This is a genomic window from Pedobacter chitinilyticus (assembly GCF_003313385.1).
GTDB lineage: Bacteria > Bacteroidota > Bacteroidia > Sphingobacteriales > Sphingobacteriaceae > Pedobacter > Pedobacter chitinilyticus.
This window is the reverse complement of the sequence record NZ_QMHN01000005.1, coordinates 98,743-114,709: the sequence shown is the minus strand read 5'-3', so window position 1 is coordinate 114,709 and position 15,967 is coordinate 98,743. Positions and strand designations below refer to the sequence as shown.

Below are 15,967 nucleotides of genomic sequence, written 5' to 3'. Positions count from 1 at the left end.
ATTTATAAATTCTTCAAAGCTTGTTTGATCATTTGCTCAACTGTCAGGTCACCATCGGACTTCTTCATTACATTATCCAATGCTTTTTCCGCAACCTGTTTGCTAAAGCCAAGCATGATCAAAGCAGATAACGCTTCATCTTTAATTGTATTGTGGTTAGGCATAGAAATTAATGATTCTATTCCTTCTTTTTTTAGTTTATCTTGTAATTCAAGGATAATTCGCTGGGCTGATTTAGCACCTATACCCTTAATCTTCTGAATTAAAGCTACATCGGCGCCTACAATAGCCTGCTGTATTTCGTTTGGTGTTATGGAAGAGAGCATCATACGACAAGTGGTTGGGCCTATGCCCGAAACTGAAATTAAATGAAGGAATAACCTGCGTTCCCCTTCATCTGCAAAACCGTATAAGGTATGCGCATCCTCCTTCACGTGTAGCCACGTATAAATCTTGCATCGTTCTGCGCTGCCTAGTGCGGCATAAGTATTAAGCGATATATTGATTTGATAACCAACCCCTCCTGTTTCTACAACAATGTAAGTTGGACATTTAAACGTTAGTCTCCCATCAATATAAGCGTACATAGTTCTAAGTTAAATTAAAAAGCTAAAAGTAGAAGAAACAATTAGCTTTTTAATTTTTTACAACCTTTTTTTGTTGCTGTTAGACAACAAAAGCAATTATTTCTTTTTGAACAAACCTTTTTTCTTAGGTTCGGCTTCCTCTTTCGCTTGTACATCAAGCACTGCAATGGTTACCATGTTCACAATTTCCCTAACCGAGCTGCCTAACTGCACAATATGAACTGGTTTTTTTAGTCCCAATAAAATGGGTCCAACCGCTTCTGCGCCGCCAAGTTCCTGCAACAATTTATAGGCAATGTTACCTGATTCTAAATTAGGGAATACCAAGGTATTTGCTGGTGCATCCGCTAATCTACTAAAAGGAAAATTATCTTTCAACATGCTGTTGTTAATTGCAAAGTTTCCTTGCATTTCACCATCAACTACAATTTCTGGATATTTCTCGTGAAGGATTTTTACGGCCTTTCTGGTTTTCTCAGGAATGGTTCCTTCGTTAGATCCGAAATTTGAGTAAGAAAGCATCGCAATGCGTGGTGTAATATTGAATTTCCTTACCGATTTTTCCAACAACAAGGTTAAGTCTACCAAATCTTCTACCGTTGGGTCTACGTTCACCGTAGTATCTCCAAAGAAAACCGGACCTTTTTCAGTCATCATCATGTACATTCCCGCTACACGGTTTACTCCTTCTTCAGTACCGATAATTTGTAAAGCAGGTTTAATGGTGGTTGCATAGTTTTTGGTTAAACCAGAGATCATGGCATCTGCCTCTCCAAACTCTACCATGGATGAACCAAAATAGTTTCTATCACGCATTGTTTTTACCGCTTCAGTTAAGGTTACCCCTCTTCTTTGTCTTTTTTCGTATAGCGATTGCGCATATTTCTGTGTTCTTTCAGGCTCCAAAGCTGGATCAATAATTTGAACACCTTCTAGTTCCAAAGCATTTTCTTCAATAATGGCTTGGATTTTCTCCTTATTACCTAATAAAATTGGAATAGCGATGTTATCGTCTTTTACAATTTGGGCAGCCTTCAAGATTTTATAGTTATCTGCTTCCGCGAAAACTACTCGCTTAGGATCTGATTTTGCCTTATTGGTGATGGCACGCATAATAGCGTCATCAGTACCTAAACGTTGCTTCAATTCCTCTGCGTAAGCATCCCAATCGGTAATTACCTTACGAGCAACGCCACTTTCAATCGCTGCTTTTGCAACAGCCATTGAAACGTTGGTCATCAAACGGAAGTCCATTGGTTTAGGAATGATATAATCTTTTCCGAATTTTATATTTTTGGCATTATAAGCCATATTAACCGCTTCTGGAACAGATTTTTTAGCCAATTCGGCAATCGCACGAACGGCAGCAATTTTCATTTCTTCGTTAATAGCGGTGGCTCTAACATCTAAAGCACCTCTAAAAATATAAGGGAATCCTAGTACGTTGTTTACTTGGTTAGGATAATCAGAACGGCCTGTTGCCATGATGATATCCTTACGTGAATTGATCGCTAAATCGTAAGCAATTTCTGGATTTGGATTAGCCATTGCCATTACGATAGGATTTTTGGCCATCGATTTTAGCATGTCTACCGAAACACAATCCGCAGAAGAAAGTCCAATGAATACATCCGAATCTTTCATGGCCTCTTCCAAGGTATGAAGATCACGAGTAGTCGCAAATTCCGACTTAATGGCATCAAGGTTTGATCTATCTGCACGAATTACGCCACTTCTGTCGCACATTACAATGTTCTCTTTTTTGGCACCAATAGCCACATAAAGCCTAGAACATGAAATGGCTGCAGCGCCCGCACCATTTACTACGATTTTAACTTTGTCCAGCTTCTTTTTCTGCAGCTCGCAAGCATTGATTAACGCCGCAGCAGAAATGATTGCTGTACCATGCTGGTCATCGTGCATTACCGGAATGTTCATTTCTTCCTTAAGCCTACGCTCAATTTCGAAACATTCTGGTGCTTTAATATCTTCAAGGTTAACGCCCCCAAAAGTTGGCTCTAGGGCTTTAACAATATTTACAAATTCATCTACATTTTTGGTGTCCAATTCAAGGTCAAAAACATCGATATCTGCAAAAATCTTAAACAAAAGACCTTTACCTTCCATTACTGGCTTTCCAGCTTCGGGACCAATATCACCTAACCCTAATACTGCAGTACCGTTACTAATAACGGCTACCAAATTTCCTTTTGCGGTGTATTTATATACGTCTTCTTTATTATCTGCAATTTTTAAACAAGGTTCCGCTACACCTGGGGAATAGGCTAGTGTTAAATCTCTTTGTGAAGAGTAGGGTTTGGTTGGTATTACCTCAATTTTTCCAGGTCTTCCTTGCGAGTGATAATCTAAAGCGTCTTGTTTTCTATTAATCTTGCTCATTCTTTAATCATTTGTAGCGGCCAAAGTTACAATCTTTTTTTAGGATACAACCTGTTTTTTAACATTCTAATATTGAGTAGCCGCAAGTCGTGAACATCGTTAAAAATAGTCTTTACAAATAGCAAAAGGGACCGACCAAATGGAATTAGTTAAGGCCGAAAGTGTATTTTTTTTATGAAAAGCCAATTTTAGTTGCTATTTACGGCAAGCCCTCTTTCAGCTATAGTCCTCGCTCGCTTAGGCTCACTGTGGGCTACCGCTTCAATAGGGTTTAGCGCACTCGGGCTTTCCGAAAGCAGGTCGTTTCGGCGAAGCAAGAGAAAAATCCAACGGTAAGGCGTTTCGTCATCTCGGCTGTATGAAGATATCTTTGGGTATGCTAATGCGTACAGTACCTATAAAGTTCAAAGATCTCTCCGCTCGCTTCGCTGCGATCGAGATGACGGAGCAGGAACCTGCTATTTGCATAACTACTAACTAAACAAAAAACGGCTGGTGTTTATCACCAGCCGCTACAATATTTTAAACCAATTAAAATTACATTACCTTAAGGATCATTCCTTCAGCAATTTTTGCAGTTTTCAAACCATTAGCCCGCTTTAAACTTGCCACGGTAATCCCCTCAAATTTCTCCGCAATGCTCGAAAGGGTATCGCCCTGTTTCACCTTATAACTTACAAAAGCGGCTTTCGCTTTTGGTGTCAATCTTGGAGCTGCGCCTTCTTTGTATATTTTTAGCTTTTGCCCTGGAACAATGCTTAAAGCACTTAATTCATTCCAAACCTTCAAATCCTGAACTTCCACACCATATTTATTGGCAATGATGGTAAGGTTTTGGCCTGGAAGTACTTTATGAACCAAAATACCAGATGCTTTTTCTGCTTTTTTGGGCTGTGCTTTTTTTCTTAAATCCCTCACATCATCTGTAGAGGCTAGGATAATTTCTTTATCAATATCCACATCCCTATTCAATACGTCAAACAATTGCTCGTAATATTGATGTTCTGGATTAGGAATTACCACACGTTTTGGAGCATTCGCCGTTCCGTTAACAATCTTCTTTTTATAGCTTGGATTTAGGGCGATAAGCGTTTCTTCCGTATGGTTAATCGCATTAGCCACATCTGACAAGGCTACAAAATTTCTCACCTGTATGGTATCGGTCTTAAAGACAAAAGGAGTTGCTTTGGCTTGTATCTGATGCGTTTTAGCGTACTTCATCACGTAAACTGCCGCAATAAAAGCTGGTACGTAATTACGCGTTTCAGCAGGCAAAAATCTTCTGATCTCCCAAAAATCACGAGAACCTGCTTTATCTATGGCCCTATTCACATTGCCTTTACCACAATTGTAAGCGGCAATGGCCAATAGCCAATCTCCTAGCTCTTCATAAGCGTCCTTAAAATACGCAGCGGCGGCATAACTGGCTTGTATAGGATCTTTACGTTCGTCAACAAAATTGTCCATGTTTAAACCATAAGCCTTTGCGGTCCCGAACATAAATTGCCATAAACCCGTTGCTCCAACCCTAGAAACGGCATGAGGATTTAAAGATGATTCAACAATGGACAGGTATTTAATTTCAGTAGGGATGTTGTATGATTTTAATGCCTTTTCAAAGATTGGGAAGTAGTAAGAAGAAAGCCCCAACATATCAGCATACATGTTTTTCCGCTTTACATAAATGTCGATGTAACTTTGTACATATTCGTTATAATCCAGAGGAACGGTTTGCTTAATGGAATCCAACCTTAATTTGTACAGCAAGTTTTGTCCAAAAAACATCGGCTGGTTAATCAACGGCACTGCTACAGTATCTGTAGCTGGTGCTGTGGTCAGTCTTTTTAAAATGGTATCCCCTTGGGTAACTTTTGTTGGAACTTGCGCTTGAGTGCTCAAAACAGTTACCAATCCCAGAATAGCAAGTATCAATTTCCTCATAGGCCAATTTTGTTAAGCATATAGAAAGTCAATTTCTAGACACTTTATTTTCTCCGATGATTAAGTTTTCTCTAAAAAACTATGCGACAATGAGAGCAAAGTTTGTTCGTTAAAGTGCTTGGTCATTAACTGGATACTTAACGGTAAACCTTGGCTATTATTGCCCAAAGGCAAAGCTATTGCCGGTATTCCCGCCAAAGAAGCCAGTACAGTATAAATATCAGCCATGTACATCACCAAAGGATCTTGTACATTTTCGCCTATCTTAAATGCTGGTGTTGGTGCCACAGGACTTACCAATACATCATGGTTTTGCAGTAATGCTTCTATCTTTTCACGGATTAGGCGACGAACCTTTTGCGCTTTCTGATAATAAGCATCGTAGTAACCTGCACTCAGGACAAATGCACCCAGCATAATCCGTCGTTTTACTTCTTCACCAAAACCTAAAGCTCTTGAACTTTTGTAAAGTTGGTTTAAACTTTGGGCTTGGGTATTGCGATAGCCATAATGAACGCCATCATAACGAGACAGGTTAGAAGAAGCCTCGGCAGTGGTTAAAATGTAATAGGTGGGCACCAGATATTCTAACAGGTCAAAAGAAACTTCCGTAACCTCATGTCCTTCGGCTTTAAATTTCTCAATGGCCGAAAGAATCGCTGTTTTTGTTTCAGGATCTAAAGCATCACTGTCTAGCGTTTCCTTTAAAACGGCTATTTTCTTTTTCCCTGTAGCAGATAGGTTTTGTGAATATGGAGGGACTGGCAAAGTAGAAACGGTACTGTCATTTTCATCAGCGCCAGCCAATATTTCCAATAATAAAGCCGCGTCCGAAACAGAGGAGGTTAAAGTCCCTACTTGGTCGAAAGATGAGGCATAAGCGATCACGCCATAACGAGAAATTCGTCCGTAAGTTGGCTTGAAACCAATGTTACCACAAAATGCTGCTGGTTGACGTACAGAGCCTCCCGTATCGGTTCCTAGCGCAGCCAAACACATGTCTGCTTGTACTGCTACTGCGGAGCCACCCGATGAACCGCCAGCTACACGTTCTTCGTCTGCTGCATTTTTAACGGTACCAAAATAGGAAGTTTCATTGGAGCCACCCATGGCAAATTCATCACAGTTTAAACGTCCAATGATAATGGCATCTTCTGCCAAAAGACGTTCAACTACGGTTGCAGAGTAAGGAGCAACAAAGCCATCGAGCATTTTAGAAGAAGCCGTCACCTGATGATCTTGATAACAGATATTATCCTTAATCCCAATCACCATCCCTGCCAGCCTTCCTGCTGTGCCTTGTGTTAACTTTTGCTGAATGGCTTTCGCCTGCGTATTTGCAGAATCAAAAAACACCTCATTAAATGCATTGAGGTGTTGATGCTTTTCTATTTGCTCAAAATAATAAGCAAGAAGTTCTTTTAAAGTTAGTTGCTTTTGCGCGAGTTTTCCTTGTATCTCTGTAAGAGAGGTATATTTCTTCAAAATCTAAATTTAAAAGCGTTTGTAAACTGAACTTATTGAGGTTTGTTGGTGTTGTTTTCGCCACCTGGAGCGTCTACACCTTCTTTACCATCTTTAAATTCTTTTACGCCTCTACCTAAACCTCTCATTAATTCAGGAATTTTTTTACCTCCAAAAAGCAATAAAATTGCCACGATAATTAAGATGATTTCGGTGGTACCTAGCGCTGCTAGCATTGGGGTTTGTAACATGACTGTTGTTTTATATATTCAATTTTTTAAACAGAACTTTTTGGTTCTTTATTTTCTTCTACACTATCTACGGCTTGCGCTTCATTTTGGTTTTCTGCAGCAACAGTAGGTTCTTCATGAATAGAATGTGAGTGATCTACCTCTGGCTCACGATATCTACGGCTTTCCTCGGCTTTCCTATCTTCCTCATCTACATCAACCGCATTAATGTTGCGGTGAATTTCTCTTTTTACTCCTTCGGAAGCATCTTTAAACTCTCTAATCCCCTTGCCCAAGCCTCTTGCTAATTCTGGTAATTTTTTACCTCCAAATAACAAAAGTATCGCAATTACGATGAGAATCATCTCGCCCCCTCCCATATTCAAAAACTCTAATAATGGCGTGTTGTACATTTTAAAACGATTTTATACAAATATAGCGTTTATTTAAGCAAAAGCTAGTTAATTAACGAGCTAACCAGCTTTCTGGATTTTGTGCGGTAGCCCCCCTGTGAATCTGGAACCCCAGTTCTGGGACACCATCACTCGTTCCTGCCGCACCGATGGTTTGTTTAGTGGTTACCTTTTGCCCCTTGCTTACATTAACGCTTTGTAAGCCCTCATAAACAGTGAAATACTCCCCGTGGATGATTACAATGTAATACTTACCGAATTGCTGAAAAACGGAACTTACGGTTCCATTAAAAACGGCTCTAACCGCCGCACCGTCGCTAGTTTGAAATACTACTCCATTACGCATTGCGGTGGCTTGATCAACTTTGTAGGCACCAAACCTACCCGTAATATAACCATTTGCTACAGGCGACGGCAAGCTCCCTCTGTTGGCTTCAAAGGCATCAGAAAGTTTTGCAGCTTCTGGCGTTGCCCTTAGTGCTTCACTAGCGGTTTTTGGTTTAGATGCAGTCGTTGTTGGCGAAGGTTTGTTTTCTGCCTTGGCTTTAGCTTCTGCTAACCTTTCACGTTCCCTAGCTTCTTCTTCTGCCTTTTTTCTAGCAGCGGCAATTTCTCTGGCAATAGCAGCACTAATTTGCCTATCAATTGAAGCTTGTTGCTGTCTTTTCTTTTGAATATCTTGTTTAAACTGCCTTTCTTGTTTACTTAGCTTGTTCAATACAGCAGTTTGTTCGCTCCTATTTTTGTCGAGCTTACTTTTTTCGCTTTCTTGCTCCTTTAACAAACTCCCTTTATTTTTTAAGTCTTTATCCAACACTACAATTTGATTGCTCAACTGCTTTTCGGTGCCTTGAATATAAGCTGCCTGCTTTTTACGGTATTGCCCAAATTGCTGTAGGTATTTAATGCGTTTATAGGCTTGGTTAAAATCTTTCGCAGCAAAAATAAACATCATCTTGTCGTATGAATTCCTATTGCGTTGCGCAAAGCGAATCATCCCTGCGTATTCTTTCTTTAGATCTGCTAAACGGCCCTTCAAGTTGTGCACCTTGTTGGTGTTTTCCGAAATTTGATGATCGAGGCTTTTCATCTCCGAATTGATGGTGGAGATTTTCTCTTGTCTTAACCTAATTTGTGCTTTGATGGCATTGATTTGCCCAAGGGTTAATTTCTTACCGCTTGCTGCTTTATTCAAATTTCTTTGAGCCAGCTCAATCTCTCTTTGTAAGGCTTCTTTTTTACGCTTTAGCTCTTTACTGGATTGCGCAAAAGCACTTACACAAAAAAACAGGGATACAACTAAAAGTAGGGCTTTGTTTAACTTCATTAACCAAAAGTATAAAAAAATTAATTGATTAGTTGAAAAGTCTTTGGAACATTAAAAGGGAATTCTACCGCCACATTGGCCTCAATTTTTATAAACTCAACGGCTACACTTATTTTTTTATTGCCTGCCGCAGAGGTTATTTTCAAATTTGATGGAAACAGCCCATTATTAACTGGTGTATATTTGTCATACACTACCTTAAGCGCTTGTCCAGCCTCTGCATCATTCAAGTTAAGTTCGGCCGCTTTTAACAAGGTATTGAACAGGGTCCTATAAGCCAACCCTTGCTCTGTACCGCTTAACACCCATACGCCATTCTCTTGTTTCAGGTCCGATTTTTCGGACATAAACTCTGGAATGGTATTGCCTACAATAATGGCTTGTAACCAACCAAAGTTGACTTGTTTATTCGTGTAGTTTTGGATATAAGACAACGGCTTCCTAAGGATTGTTTTTTCAGGAATACGGGTCATTAACAATAAGCTATCTGGCGTGATCATGCCACGTGCAGCTTCAATAGCTCCACCTAACGCGGTAACATTGAACCAAATGACTTCATTCTTTTTGATACGAATATTAATGGTTACATTATTTGAATTACCATCAACATCCAATTCGGCCTTGCCTTTTAACGACAGGGTGTTGTATTGAAGTTCTTTTGTTAAAAGTGCAGCAAGGTTCTCCGACTTTTTATCGGCTACGGGTGCTGTTTCTACTACAGGTGGTGCTTTTACAATTTCTTTTTTTGGCCTACATCCTACAGCTAAAATGGTGCATGCAACTAAAAAAAAGCTATTTAATATATTTTTTCTCATTTATCTTTCTATTTAACTTCTCCGACTGATTTCCCGCAACTTTTGCTTTTTGCCATTGGGCAAGGGCGTTTTCCTTGTCGCCTTTTAAAAACAAAATATCACCGTAATGTTCCAAATAAACGGGATTTCCCCCCTCGTTGTTTTGCAATGCTTTTTCTATGTATTTCAATGCATCGTCTAACTTGTTAAGCTTGAGCAATACAATGGCATAAGTATCCAGGATAGATGAATTTTGAGGCATGGCCAAAGCCGCCTTCGATGCTAATTTTTCTGCCTTTGGCAAATCGTGGTTACGCAAAGCGAGATAATAGGCGTAATTGCTTAAAGTCAGGTAATTATTTGGAGCTAAAGCCACGGCTTTATCAAAAGCTGCATCTGCTTCTTTCAACTTGCCTTGGTCAATTAACACTTCGGCTTGCAACGCTAAAATCATGGCTTTTAAATTCACGTCTTCTGGCTCTAGCTGTAATGCATTTTTCAGTTCAAAACCAGCTTCGGCATTCTGTCCGTTTCTGTGCAATGCAAAAGCACGGTAATAATACAAAATTGCCTGGTTAGGGTAAATGGACAGCGCATCTTCTCCCGTTTTAACGGCCTCTTCATAATTGCCCATCAGTGTTTGCACGCCAAGCAACTTTTCCCATCCAATGTAAAGTTGTTCGGAGATTTTTACAGCGCCTGAATATTGTTCCTTAGCGCCTTGTAAATTCCCTTGTTGGTAAAGGATATCGCCATAAAGCACTTTTACTTTAGGGTCATCTTTGTGGTCTTCCAAGGTAATGGCTCCAAGTTGAGCAGCGCTTTTTGCTACTTGCGGATTGTTAAATCGAGATAGCATTTGACTTAAAATTTTCAACTTAAGGGGCAAAGGCATTTCTGGACTTTCAAAAGCTGCTTTAAGAGCCGCCAAAGCTTCGTCTGTTTTTTTCAAGGAATGATATACATCGGCCAATGCCAAATTCACTTCATAGTTATCTGGAGCAAGGGTCTTTGCTTTCATTAAAGTAGCTAACGCTTCATTATTTTGGTTTTTCTCCAACAGCACGCCACTTAAATCAAGGTAATTTTTAACATCATCAGGATTGTCGCTAATGAGCTTATTTAAATCGGTGCTAGCTGCTGCCTGCGTTTTAAACCGCTTCTTCGCTGCAGTGGAGGCTTTGGATACCCCAAACTTCTGTTCCAACAAATCATAAGCCTTTTGCGATTCCTCTATCTTTCCAGCAATATACAAGGCATTGGCTCTATCAAAATGAAAACTCTCTGTTTCCGATTCCAATTGGATCAATTTATCAAAAGTTTGTACCAGCGCATCCATGTTCCCATTACGCTTATACACTTCCGTCTGTAATTTCAGATACCAAACATTATTAGGCTGTGCAGCAAGTGCCTTTTTGATGGAAACTTCTGCATCCAGTAGCTTATTTTGACGGATCTGCATATTGGCCAGCTCAAAATAAGCAGCATCGTTATTGGGGTCAATCACTAAAACCTTTGAAAAGTTATTGCTGGCACCCACATAGTTTTCGTTGAGCTTATCTTTTAAGCCCGCAAAGAAAAGTTCCTTTATAGCATTGCTATCTTTTACGGCAACCGTGTTTTGCTGTGCCCAAGTCATATGGTGGCAAGCAACTGTCAATGCTATCAAAAGAAATTTCTTCATCCTTTATTTTTTTCCTGTATGTCCGTAACCACCTTCACCTCTATCAGTAGCGTTAAGTTCGTCGGCAAGCTGCCAGACTACGGTTTCGTGCTTAGCTACTACCATTTGAGCTATACGCTCGCCGTCGCTCACCTTAAACTCGGTATCAGACAAATTTACCAACAATACTTTTATTTCGCCACGGTAATCGGCATCAATAGTTCCTGGCGAATTAAGCACCGTAATTCCATGTTTATACGCCAATCCGCTCCTTGGTCTAATCTGCGCTTCGTAACCTACGGGAAGTTCTATAAACAAACCCGTTGGAATTAAAGAACGCTGCAAAGGTTTAATTATGATTGCTTCTGTTAAAGAAGCTCTTAAATCCATACCCGCAGCATGTGCAGTTTCGTAAGCGGGTAAGGCGTGGTTTGATTGATTAATGATTTTTATTTCCATTATTAGTATTTAGATGTTAGTAATTAGTATTTAGACATGAGATTCAGCAATAAGCGTACTTTTAACTTTCTACTTTTGCCTCGCCTTTTTTGAAAAATCTTTTCAGTTCGTTCTTTTCCAGGAAATATACTGCTCCCAGAAACAAAATCAAGAGCCCATTGCCAATAAATATATTTCTATTGAATACAAAAAACGAGACAAAGGCAATTACCGTTGATGAAATGAAGTACAATGCAATTCGTTTTAAGTTATAGGGAATTGGGTAATACTTTTGGCCCAGCACATAAGAGATGACCATCATGACAAAATAAGCAATCATACTTACCCATGCCGAACCCATGTAGCTGTACTTTGGAATAAGCACCAAGTTGAGCACAATGGTGATAACTGCTCCAAATACGGAAATGTAAAGTCCAAAACGAGTTTGATCTGAAAGGCGGTACCAAATAGAAAGGTTCATATAAATACCTAAGCAAACGTAACCTAATAACAGGTAAGGTACTGCTGGCAATCCAGCCCAATATTCGGCAATGTGTGCTTTATCTCTACTGATAAAATATTTCAGGATTTCGATATTGGCCACCAAGCCGATAAAAATAACGACCAGTGCAATGACAAAATAATGCAAGATAACAGCATAGGTTTGCTTGGCGTTTTTGTTTTTGGCAAAGCTGAAGAAAAATGGTTCGGCACCTAAACGGAACGCCGTATTAAAGATGCTCAGAAAGATAGCTATTTTACAAACTGCTCCGTAGATACCCACTTCTCCATCCGCAATTTCAGGAGGCAACAATTTTTTAAGTACAATCTTATCTAAGTTTTCATTAATGATAAACGATAGATTAGCCACCAAAATAGGCCAACTGTAACCAAACATATTGCTGAACAAAGCCTTATCAAATCGAAGTTGAAGCTTTAAAAACTCTGGCAGTAGGTATAATAAGGTGGCTGCGCTTGCTACCAAATTGGAGATAAACACATAACCTACCCATTGTTTACGGTACCAAGAAGCCAACCAATCGGCACCTACCCATTGATGTTTAATGATGGCAGGAATAAGCAAGATAAAAATTAAGTTAAGACCTACAAACAACCCAATGTTCAAAAACTTGGCCACACTGTATCTGATCGGTCTTTCATCGGCCCTTATTTTTGCAAAAGGGATTACGCAAATGGCATCGATAAACAATATCCATACAAAGAATTTCACATACCATTTGTAGTCGGCTATTTGGGCCGCATCCGCAGCAAAATATTGTGCTATTTGGGTATTAAAAGTTAGTCCAGTAATTAAAAACAGAATACCAATAAAGGCCACACACAAAAAAGTGTTATTGTAAACTTCCTGCTTTCTATCTTCGTGTTTGTTAAGGTAACGGAAAAAAGTACTCTCCATACCAAAAGCCAACACCGCGTTAATAATCGAAGCATTAGCATACATATTGGTAAAAATGCCGTATACGCCCGCTGGATAAACCCTGGTGTATATTGGGGTCAGGATAAAATTCAGCAATCGCGACAGCACGGTGGTCACACCGTAAATTGCCGTTTGGCCAACAAATTTCTTTAGTGCAGACATTTTAGTAGTGAGTATTGAGATATGAGATTTGAGACTCAACCCCAACAATAAAACAATATAACAATTGGCCCCCTTTTACCACAGCAAGTTCTTTTTAATGACTACAAAGTTGGTGTACTGCTGCATTTCGCCATCTTCTACTAATACCTGTTCTACTACAGATTTTTCAGGCCCCTTGTGGCACCACTCTACAAACATATCTAAAGTAATGGCATCTGCTTCTGCCTCAATCAGCACCGATCCATCTTTTTCGTTCTTCACTTTTCCCTTCACGCCCATTTGGTCGGCAACGGCTTTGGTGCTTGCTCTAAAAAAAACGCCCTGTACCTTGCCTATTACTTTTATATTGATGTGCTTCATGACTGGATTTAAGTATTGAGATATGAGACAATTTTAACTAACCACAAAAGTAATTATTTTGAATCATGTAAGATACGTAAGTTCATTTAAGAGCGCTGCCCAAAAATTAAAATGTTCTAAGATAGCTAAGGTGATAAAAACAAACCATCTAAGACACCTAAGTTCATCTAAGAGCGTACCCAAAACTAAAATGTTCTAAGATGGTAAAAAAACAAACCATCTAAGACACTCAATTTCATCTAAGAGCGATGCCCAAAAAACTAAAATGGTCGAAGATGTCTAAGGTGGTAAAAACAAACCATTAAGAAATTTAAGGTTAGGCCAAAAATCTTAATGTCCCTTCATGCCTTAATGTTTAAAAAAATAAAATGGTAGTTAAAACTCCAATCCCTTAACTCTCTCCGCCTCCGCCAAAAACTCTTCCCATATTTCTTTTAATATATCAGCAGCAGGTTTTATTTCATTCAGCATTGCTGATACTTGACCTATTTCCAACTCACCTTCATCCAAATTCCCTTCAAACATGCCAAGCTTGGCTCTTGCCCTACCTAATAGTTCTGCCAACTCAGCAGTTCCAGCTCCATTGGCTTCTGCCTGAGCCACAGCATCCGAAAACTCATTTTTGAGCAAACGTACGGGCACTAGTTTCTTTAATCTCAACTTGGTGTCTCCTTCTGCCGAAGAAACAATTTTCTCCTTAAAGTTAGGATGGGCCGACGATTCCTCTGCAACGGCAAAAGCCGAACCTACCTGCACCCCATCAGCGCCCAATGCAAAAGCGGCCAACATTGCTTTACCACTGCCAATACCACCCGCAGCAATCACAGGAATCTTCACGACCTGCTTGATCATTGGAATTAAACACAAGGTGGTGGTTTCCTCTCTACCATTATGCCCTCCTGCTTCAAAACCTTCGGCAACAATGGCATCAACCCCACTTTGTTCAGCTTTGATCGCGAATTTGCTGTTGGCAATCACATGCACTACCGTCATCCCTTTTTCTTTAAGGAAGGCAGTCCAAGTGGCGGGATTACCTGCGGACGTAAAAACAATCTTCACTTCTTCTTCCACCAAAATATCCATGATTTCCTGAATATTCGGATAAAGCAAAGGGACATTAACCGCAAAAGGATTCGAAGTAGCCTGCTTACATTTTTGGATATGCTCTCTTAAAACGTCAGGATACATAGATCCCGCACCAATGATTCCTAAACCACCAGCATTGGAAACTGCAGCCGCCAAACGCCAGCCACTACACCAAATCATACCAGCTTGTATAATTGGATATTTGATCCCGAATAAGGAGTTGATTGCATTCGCCATTAGATCAATCGTTTTACATGGTTAGATTTTATAATTTTCGATTCAGAAAGATCCACCAAATTTACACCTGGTTTCTTTCCAATATCAAAACTTCCAAACTGCTGCTCTACACCTAAAAATATCGCTCCGTTAATGGTCGCCCAGTTTAACAGTTCATCAAAAGCGATACGTTTCCGCTGTTGCAAAGTCTGCATTTCTGCCAAGATAGATAATTGGTGGTTGCTCGCCAAACTATCCGTTCCCAAAGTAACCTTTACCTGAGGTTGCATAAACAAAGTAACCTCTGGCAGGTTATTTTCTATATATACGTTAGCATTAGGGCAAAGGCACCAATACAAATCCTTATGTTGCGCCAAAGCAAAATCAACATCGGCTTGGCAGGTAAAAGTATTATGCACTAAAAGCGTGCGGTTAACAGGCATTTGTGGCAAGTGATAGTGAATGGCATTTTCGCCAGTACCATGTGCGGCTGCTTTTGGCACTCCCATCCGTTGGTACATGGCTTCGAAGTCACCAGTACCTCTTTCAAAAAATTCATTTTCGGCAGCCGTCTCCTGGTTATGGATGCTTAAGATATCCTGTGATCTTGTATTCTTTTCGATCAACTGGAAAAGTTCGGGCGATACCGAATAAGGTGCGTGCGGTACTACCGAAGCATTAAGCGGCCAATAACCATCCCTTATTTTTACGCCCTCCTCTATAATGGGTTGCGAAGGACGGTTAAAACCAAACAACTCCACAAAAGTATGATAGTAAAGTGGACTGTTTTGTTTCACCGATTTAGAAAGCGGCACGTTCGAAATATCGCCTACGGCCACAATACCGTTCTCGTACATCTGCCTATCAGCAGCTTCCATTGCCGCAATCACCACTTCATCATCAGCGGCACGCTGCGCTACAATTTCCCTTACAAACGCTGGCAATCCTGTTTGCTCCGGTATTTTGCCATAAAGGTGCGAAAGTTCCAAATGGCAATGTGTGTTCACAAAGCCTGGCACCAACACGCCTTCAAATTTTTCTACATTCTCTATTCTCTTTTCTGCGGCTTGTTCTTGTGTATATACATTTAAAATCTCGCCCTCTGGCGAAACTTCCAGTACGCCATTAGCAATAGGTCCGCTAGTTACGGGGTATATCCAATTTGCCGATAAGTATCTTTGCATGCTACAAATTAAAGGGAATAAGACATTCAACTCAAATTAAAAACTTTTTTGCAGCCTTTAGCAACAGCTTGTAGAGAAACTCCCCAATTCACTTCTAAACCCAAAAACCATAAAGCATTCATTTATAATCGATTAATTTTTGGCACAGCTACTTGGCACCATTATGTACTATTAATTGGTGTAATTGAAAAATTGTAAAAACTATAAAATTAAATATTATGAAAAAGTTATTTGTAGCAGCTATCGTAGCATTCGCAGGATTTA

General features: G+C 39.9%; 14 protein-coding genes. All 14 read right to left on the bottom strand.

What is annotated here, in order from left to right; all coding sequences use genetic code 11:
- Nucleotides 1-2: 2 nt before the first annotated feature.
- A complete protein-coding gene (ruvA, locus tag DUT70_RS15445; protein WP_113648265.1) occupies nucleotides 3-587 on the bottom strand; it encodes a Holliday junction branch migration protein RuvA in 585 nt (194 codons plus the stop codon).
- 96 nt (nucleotides 588-683) lie between these two features.
- Entirely contained in the window at nucleotides 684-2,987 is a 2,304-nt protein-coding gene (locus DUT70_RS15440) for an NADP-dependent malic enzyme (protein WP_113648264.1), read from the bottom strand.
- A 537-nt stretch (nucleotides 2,988-3,524) separates the two neighbouring features.
- A complete protein-coding gene (locus DUT70_RS15435) occupies nucleotides 3,525-4,928 on the bottom strand; it encodes a lytic transglycosylase domain-containing protein (RefSeq protein ID WP_113648263.1) in 1,404 nt (467 codons plus the stop codon).
- A gap of 60 nt (nucleotides 4,929-4,988) precedes the next feature.
- Complete coding sequence (gene gatA, locus DUT70_RS15430) at nucleotides 4,989-6,413, bottom strand: Asp-tRNA(Asn)/Glu-tRNA(Gln) amidotransferase subunit GatA (protein ID WP_113648262.1); 1,425 nt, start codon at nucleotides 6,411-6,413, stop codon at nucleotides 4,989-4,991.
- 32 nt (nucleotides 6,414-6,445) lie between these two features.
- Nucleotides 6,446-6,643 (bottom strand): Sec-independent protein translocase subunit TatA/TatB, encoded by a 198-nt coding sequence (locus DUT70_RS15425; RefSeq protein WP_113648261.1) that lies wholly within the window; start codon nucleotides 6,641-6,643, stop codon nucleotides 6,446-6,448.
- A gap of 26 nt (nucleotides 6,644-6,669) precedes the next feature.
- Nucleotides 6,670-7,035 carry a Sec-independent protein translocase subunit TatA/TatB gene (locus DUT70_RS15420; protein ID WP_113648260.1) on the bottom strand — a complete coding sequence of 122 codons (366 nt, stop codon included), beginning with the start codon at nucleotides 7,033-7,035 and terminating at the stop codon, nucleotides 6,670-6,672.
- Between the two features lie 52 nt (nucleotides 7,036-7,087).
- On the bottom strand, nucleotides 7,088-8,362 hold the full coding sequence (locus tag DUT70_RS15415; protein WP_113648259.1) for a murein hydrolase activator EnvC family protein: 1,275 nt from the start codon (nucleotides 8,360-8,362) through the stop codon (nucleotides 7,088-7,090).
- Between the two features lie 20 nt (nucleotides 8,363-8,382).
- Nucleotides 8,383-9,177, bottom strand: a complete 795-nt coding sequence (locus DUT70_RS15410; RefSeq protein WP_113648258.1) for a DUF4292 domain-containing protein — start codon at nucleotides 9,175-9,177, stop codon at nucleotides 8,383-8,385.
- Nucleotides 9,155-10,840 carry a tetratricopeptide repeat protein gene (locus DUT70_RS15405; protein ID WP_113648257.1) on the bottom strand — a complete coding sequence of 562 codons (1,686 nt, stop codon included), beginning with the start codon at nucleotides 10,838-10,840 and terminating at the stop codon, nucleotides 9,155-9,157. The genes DUT70_RS15410 and DUT70_RS15405 overlap by 23 nt, the downstream gene beginning before the upstream one ends.
- A 3-nt stretch (nucleotides 10,841-10,843) precedes the next feature.
- Complete coding sequence (dut, locus tag DUT70_RS15400) at nucleotides 10,844-11,278, bottom strand: dUTP diphosphatase (RefSeq protein WP_113648256.1); 435 nt, start codon at nucleotides 11,276-11,278, stop codon at nucleotides 10,844-10,846.
- Between the two features lie 61 nt (nucleotides 11,279-11,339).
- Complete coding sequence (locus DUT70_RS15395; RefSeq protein ID WP_113648255.1) at nucleotides 11,340-12,857, bottom strand: MATE family efflux transporter; 1,518 nt, start codon at nucleotides 12,855-12,857, stop codon at nucleotides 11,340-11,342.
- 75 nt (nucleotides 12,858-12,932) lie between these two features.
- Nucleotides 12,933-13,217 (bottom strand): acylphosphatase, encoded by a 285-nt coding sequence (locus DUT70_RS15390; RefSeq protein ID WP_113648254.1) that lies wholly within the window; start codon nucleotides 13,215-13,217, stop codon nucleotides 12,933-12,935.
- 375 nt (nucleotides 13,218-13,592) lie between these two features.
- A complete protein-coding gene (locus DUT70_RS15385; protein WP_113648253.1) occupies nucleotides 13,593-14,540 on the bottom strand; it encodes an NAD(P)H-dependent flavin oxidoreductase in 948 nt (315 codons plus the stop codon).
- Complete coding sequence (locus DUT70_RS15380; RefSeq protein ID WP_113648252.1) at nucleotides 14,540-15,703, bottom strand: amidohydrolase family protein; 1,164 nt, start codon at nucleotides 15,701-15,703, stop codon at nucleotides 14,540-14,542. The genes DUT70_RS15385 and DUT70_RS15380 overlap by 1 nt, the downstream gene beginning before the upstream one ends.
- Between the last annotated feature and the right edge of the window lie 264 nt (nucleotides 15,704-15,967).

Bases quoted from the DNA above. Each gene is read 5' to 3' on its own strand.
- ruvA (WP_113648265.1), bottom strand. From the start codon at position 587: ATGTACGCTTATATTGATGGGAGACTAACGTTTAAATGTCCAACTTAC.
- DUT70_RS15440 (WP_113648264.1), bottom strand. From the start codon at position 2,987: ATGAGCAAGATTAATAGAAAACAAGACGCTTTAGATTATCACTCGCAA.
- DUT70_RS15435 (WP_113648263.1), bottom strand. From the start codon at position 4,928: ATGAGGAAATTGATACTTGCTATTCTGGGATTGGTAACTGTTTTGAGC.
- DUT70_RS15425 (WP_113648261.1), bottom strand. From the start codon at position 6,643: ATGTTACAAACCCCAATGCTAGCAGCGCTAGGTACCACCGAAATCATC.
- DUT70_RS15420 (WP_113648260.1), bottom strand. From the start codon at position 7,035: ATGTACAACACGCCATTATTAGAGTTTTTGAATATGGGAGGGGGCGAG.
- DUT70_RS15415 (WP_113648259.1), bottom strand. From the start codon at position 8,362: ATGAAGTTAAACAAAGCCCTACTTTTAGTTGTATCCCTGTTTTTTTGT.
- DUT70_RS15410 (WP_113648258.1), bottom strand. From the start codon at position 9,177: ATGAGAAAAAATATATTAAATAGCTTTTTTTTAGTTGCATGCACCATT.
- DUT70_RS15405 (WP_113648257.1), bottom strand. From the start codon at position 10,840: ATGAAGAAATTTCTTTTGATAGCATTGACAGTTGCTTGCCACCATATG.
- dut (WP_113648256.1), bottom strand. From the start codon at position 11,278: ATGGAAATAAAAATCATTAATCAATCAAACCACGCCTTACCCGCTTAC.
- DUT70_RS15395 (WP_113648255.1), bottom strand. From the start codon at position 12,857: ATGTCTGCACTAAAGAAATTTGTTGGCCAAACGGCAATTTACGGTGTG.
- DUT70_RS15390 (WP_113648254.1), bottom strand. From the start codon at position 13,217: ATGAAGCACATCAATATAAAAGTAATAGGCAAGGTACAGGGCGTTTTT.
- DUT70_RS15385 (WP_113648253.1), bottom strand. From the start codon at position 14,540: ATGGCGAATGCAATCAACTCCTTATTCGGGATCAAATATCCAATTATA.
- DUT70_RS15380 (WP_113648252.1), bottom strand. From the start codon at position 15,703: ATGCAAAGATACTTATCGGCAAATTGGATATACCCCGTAACTAGCGGA.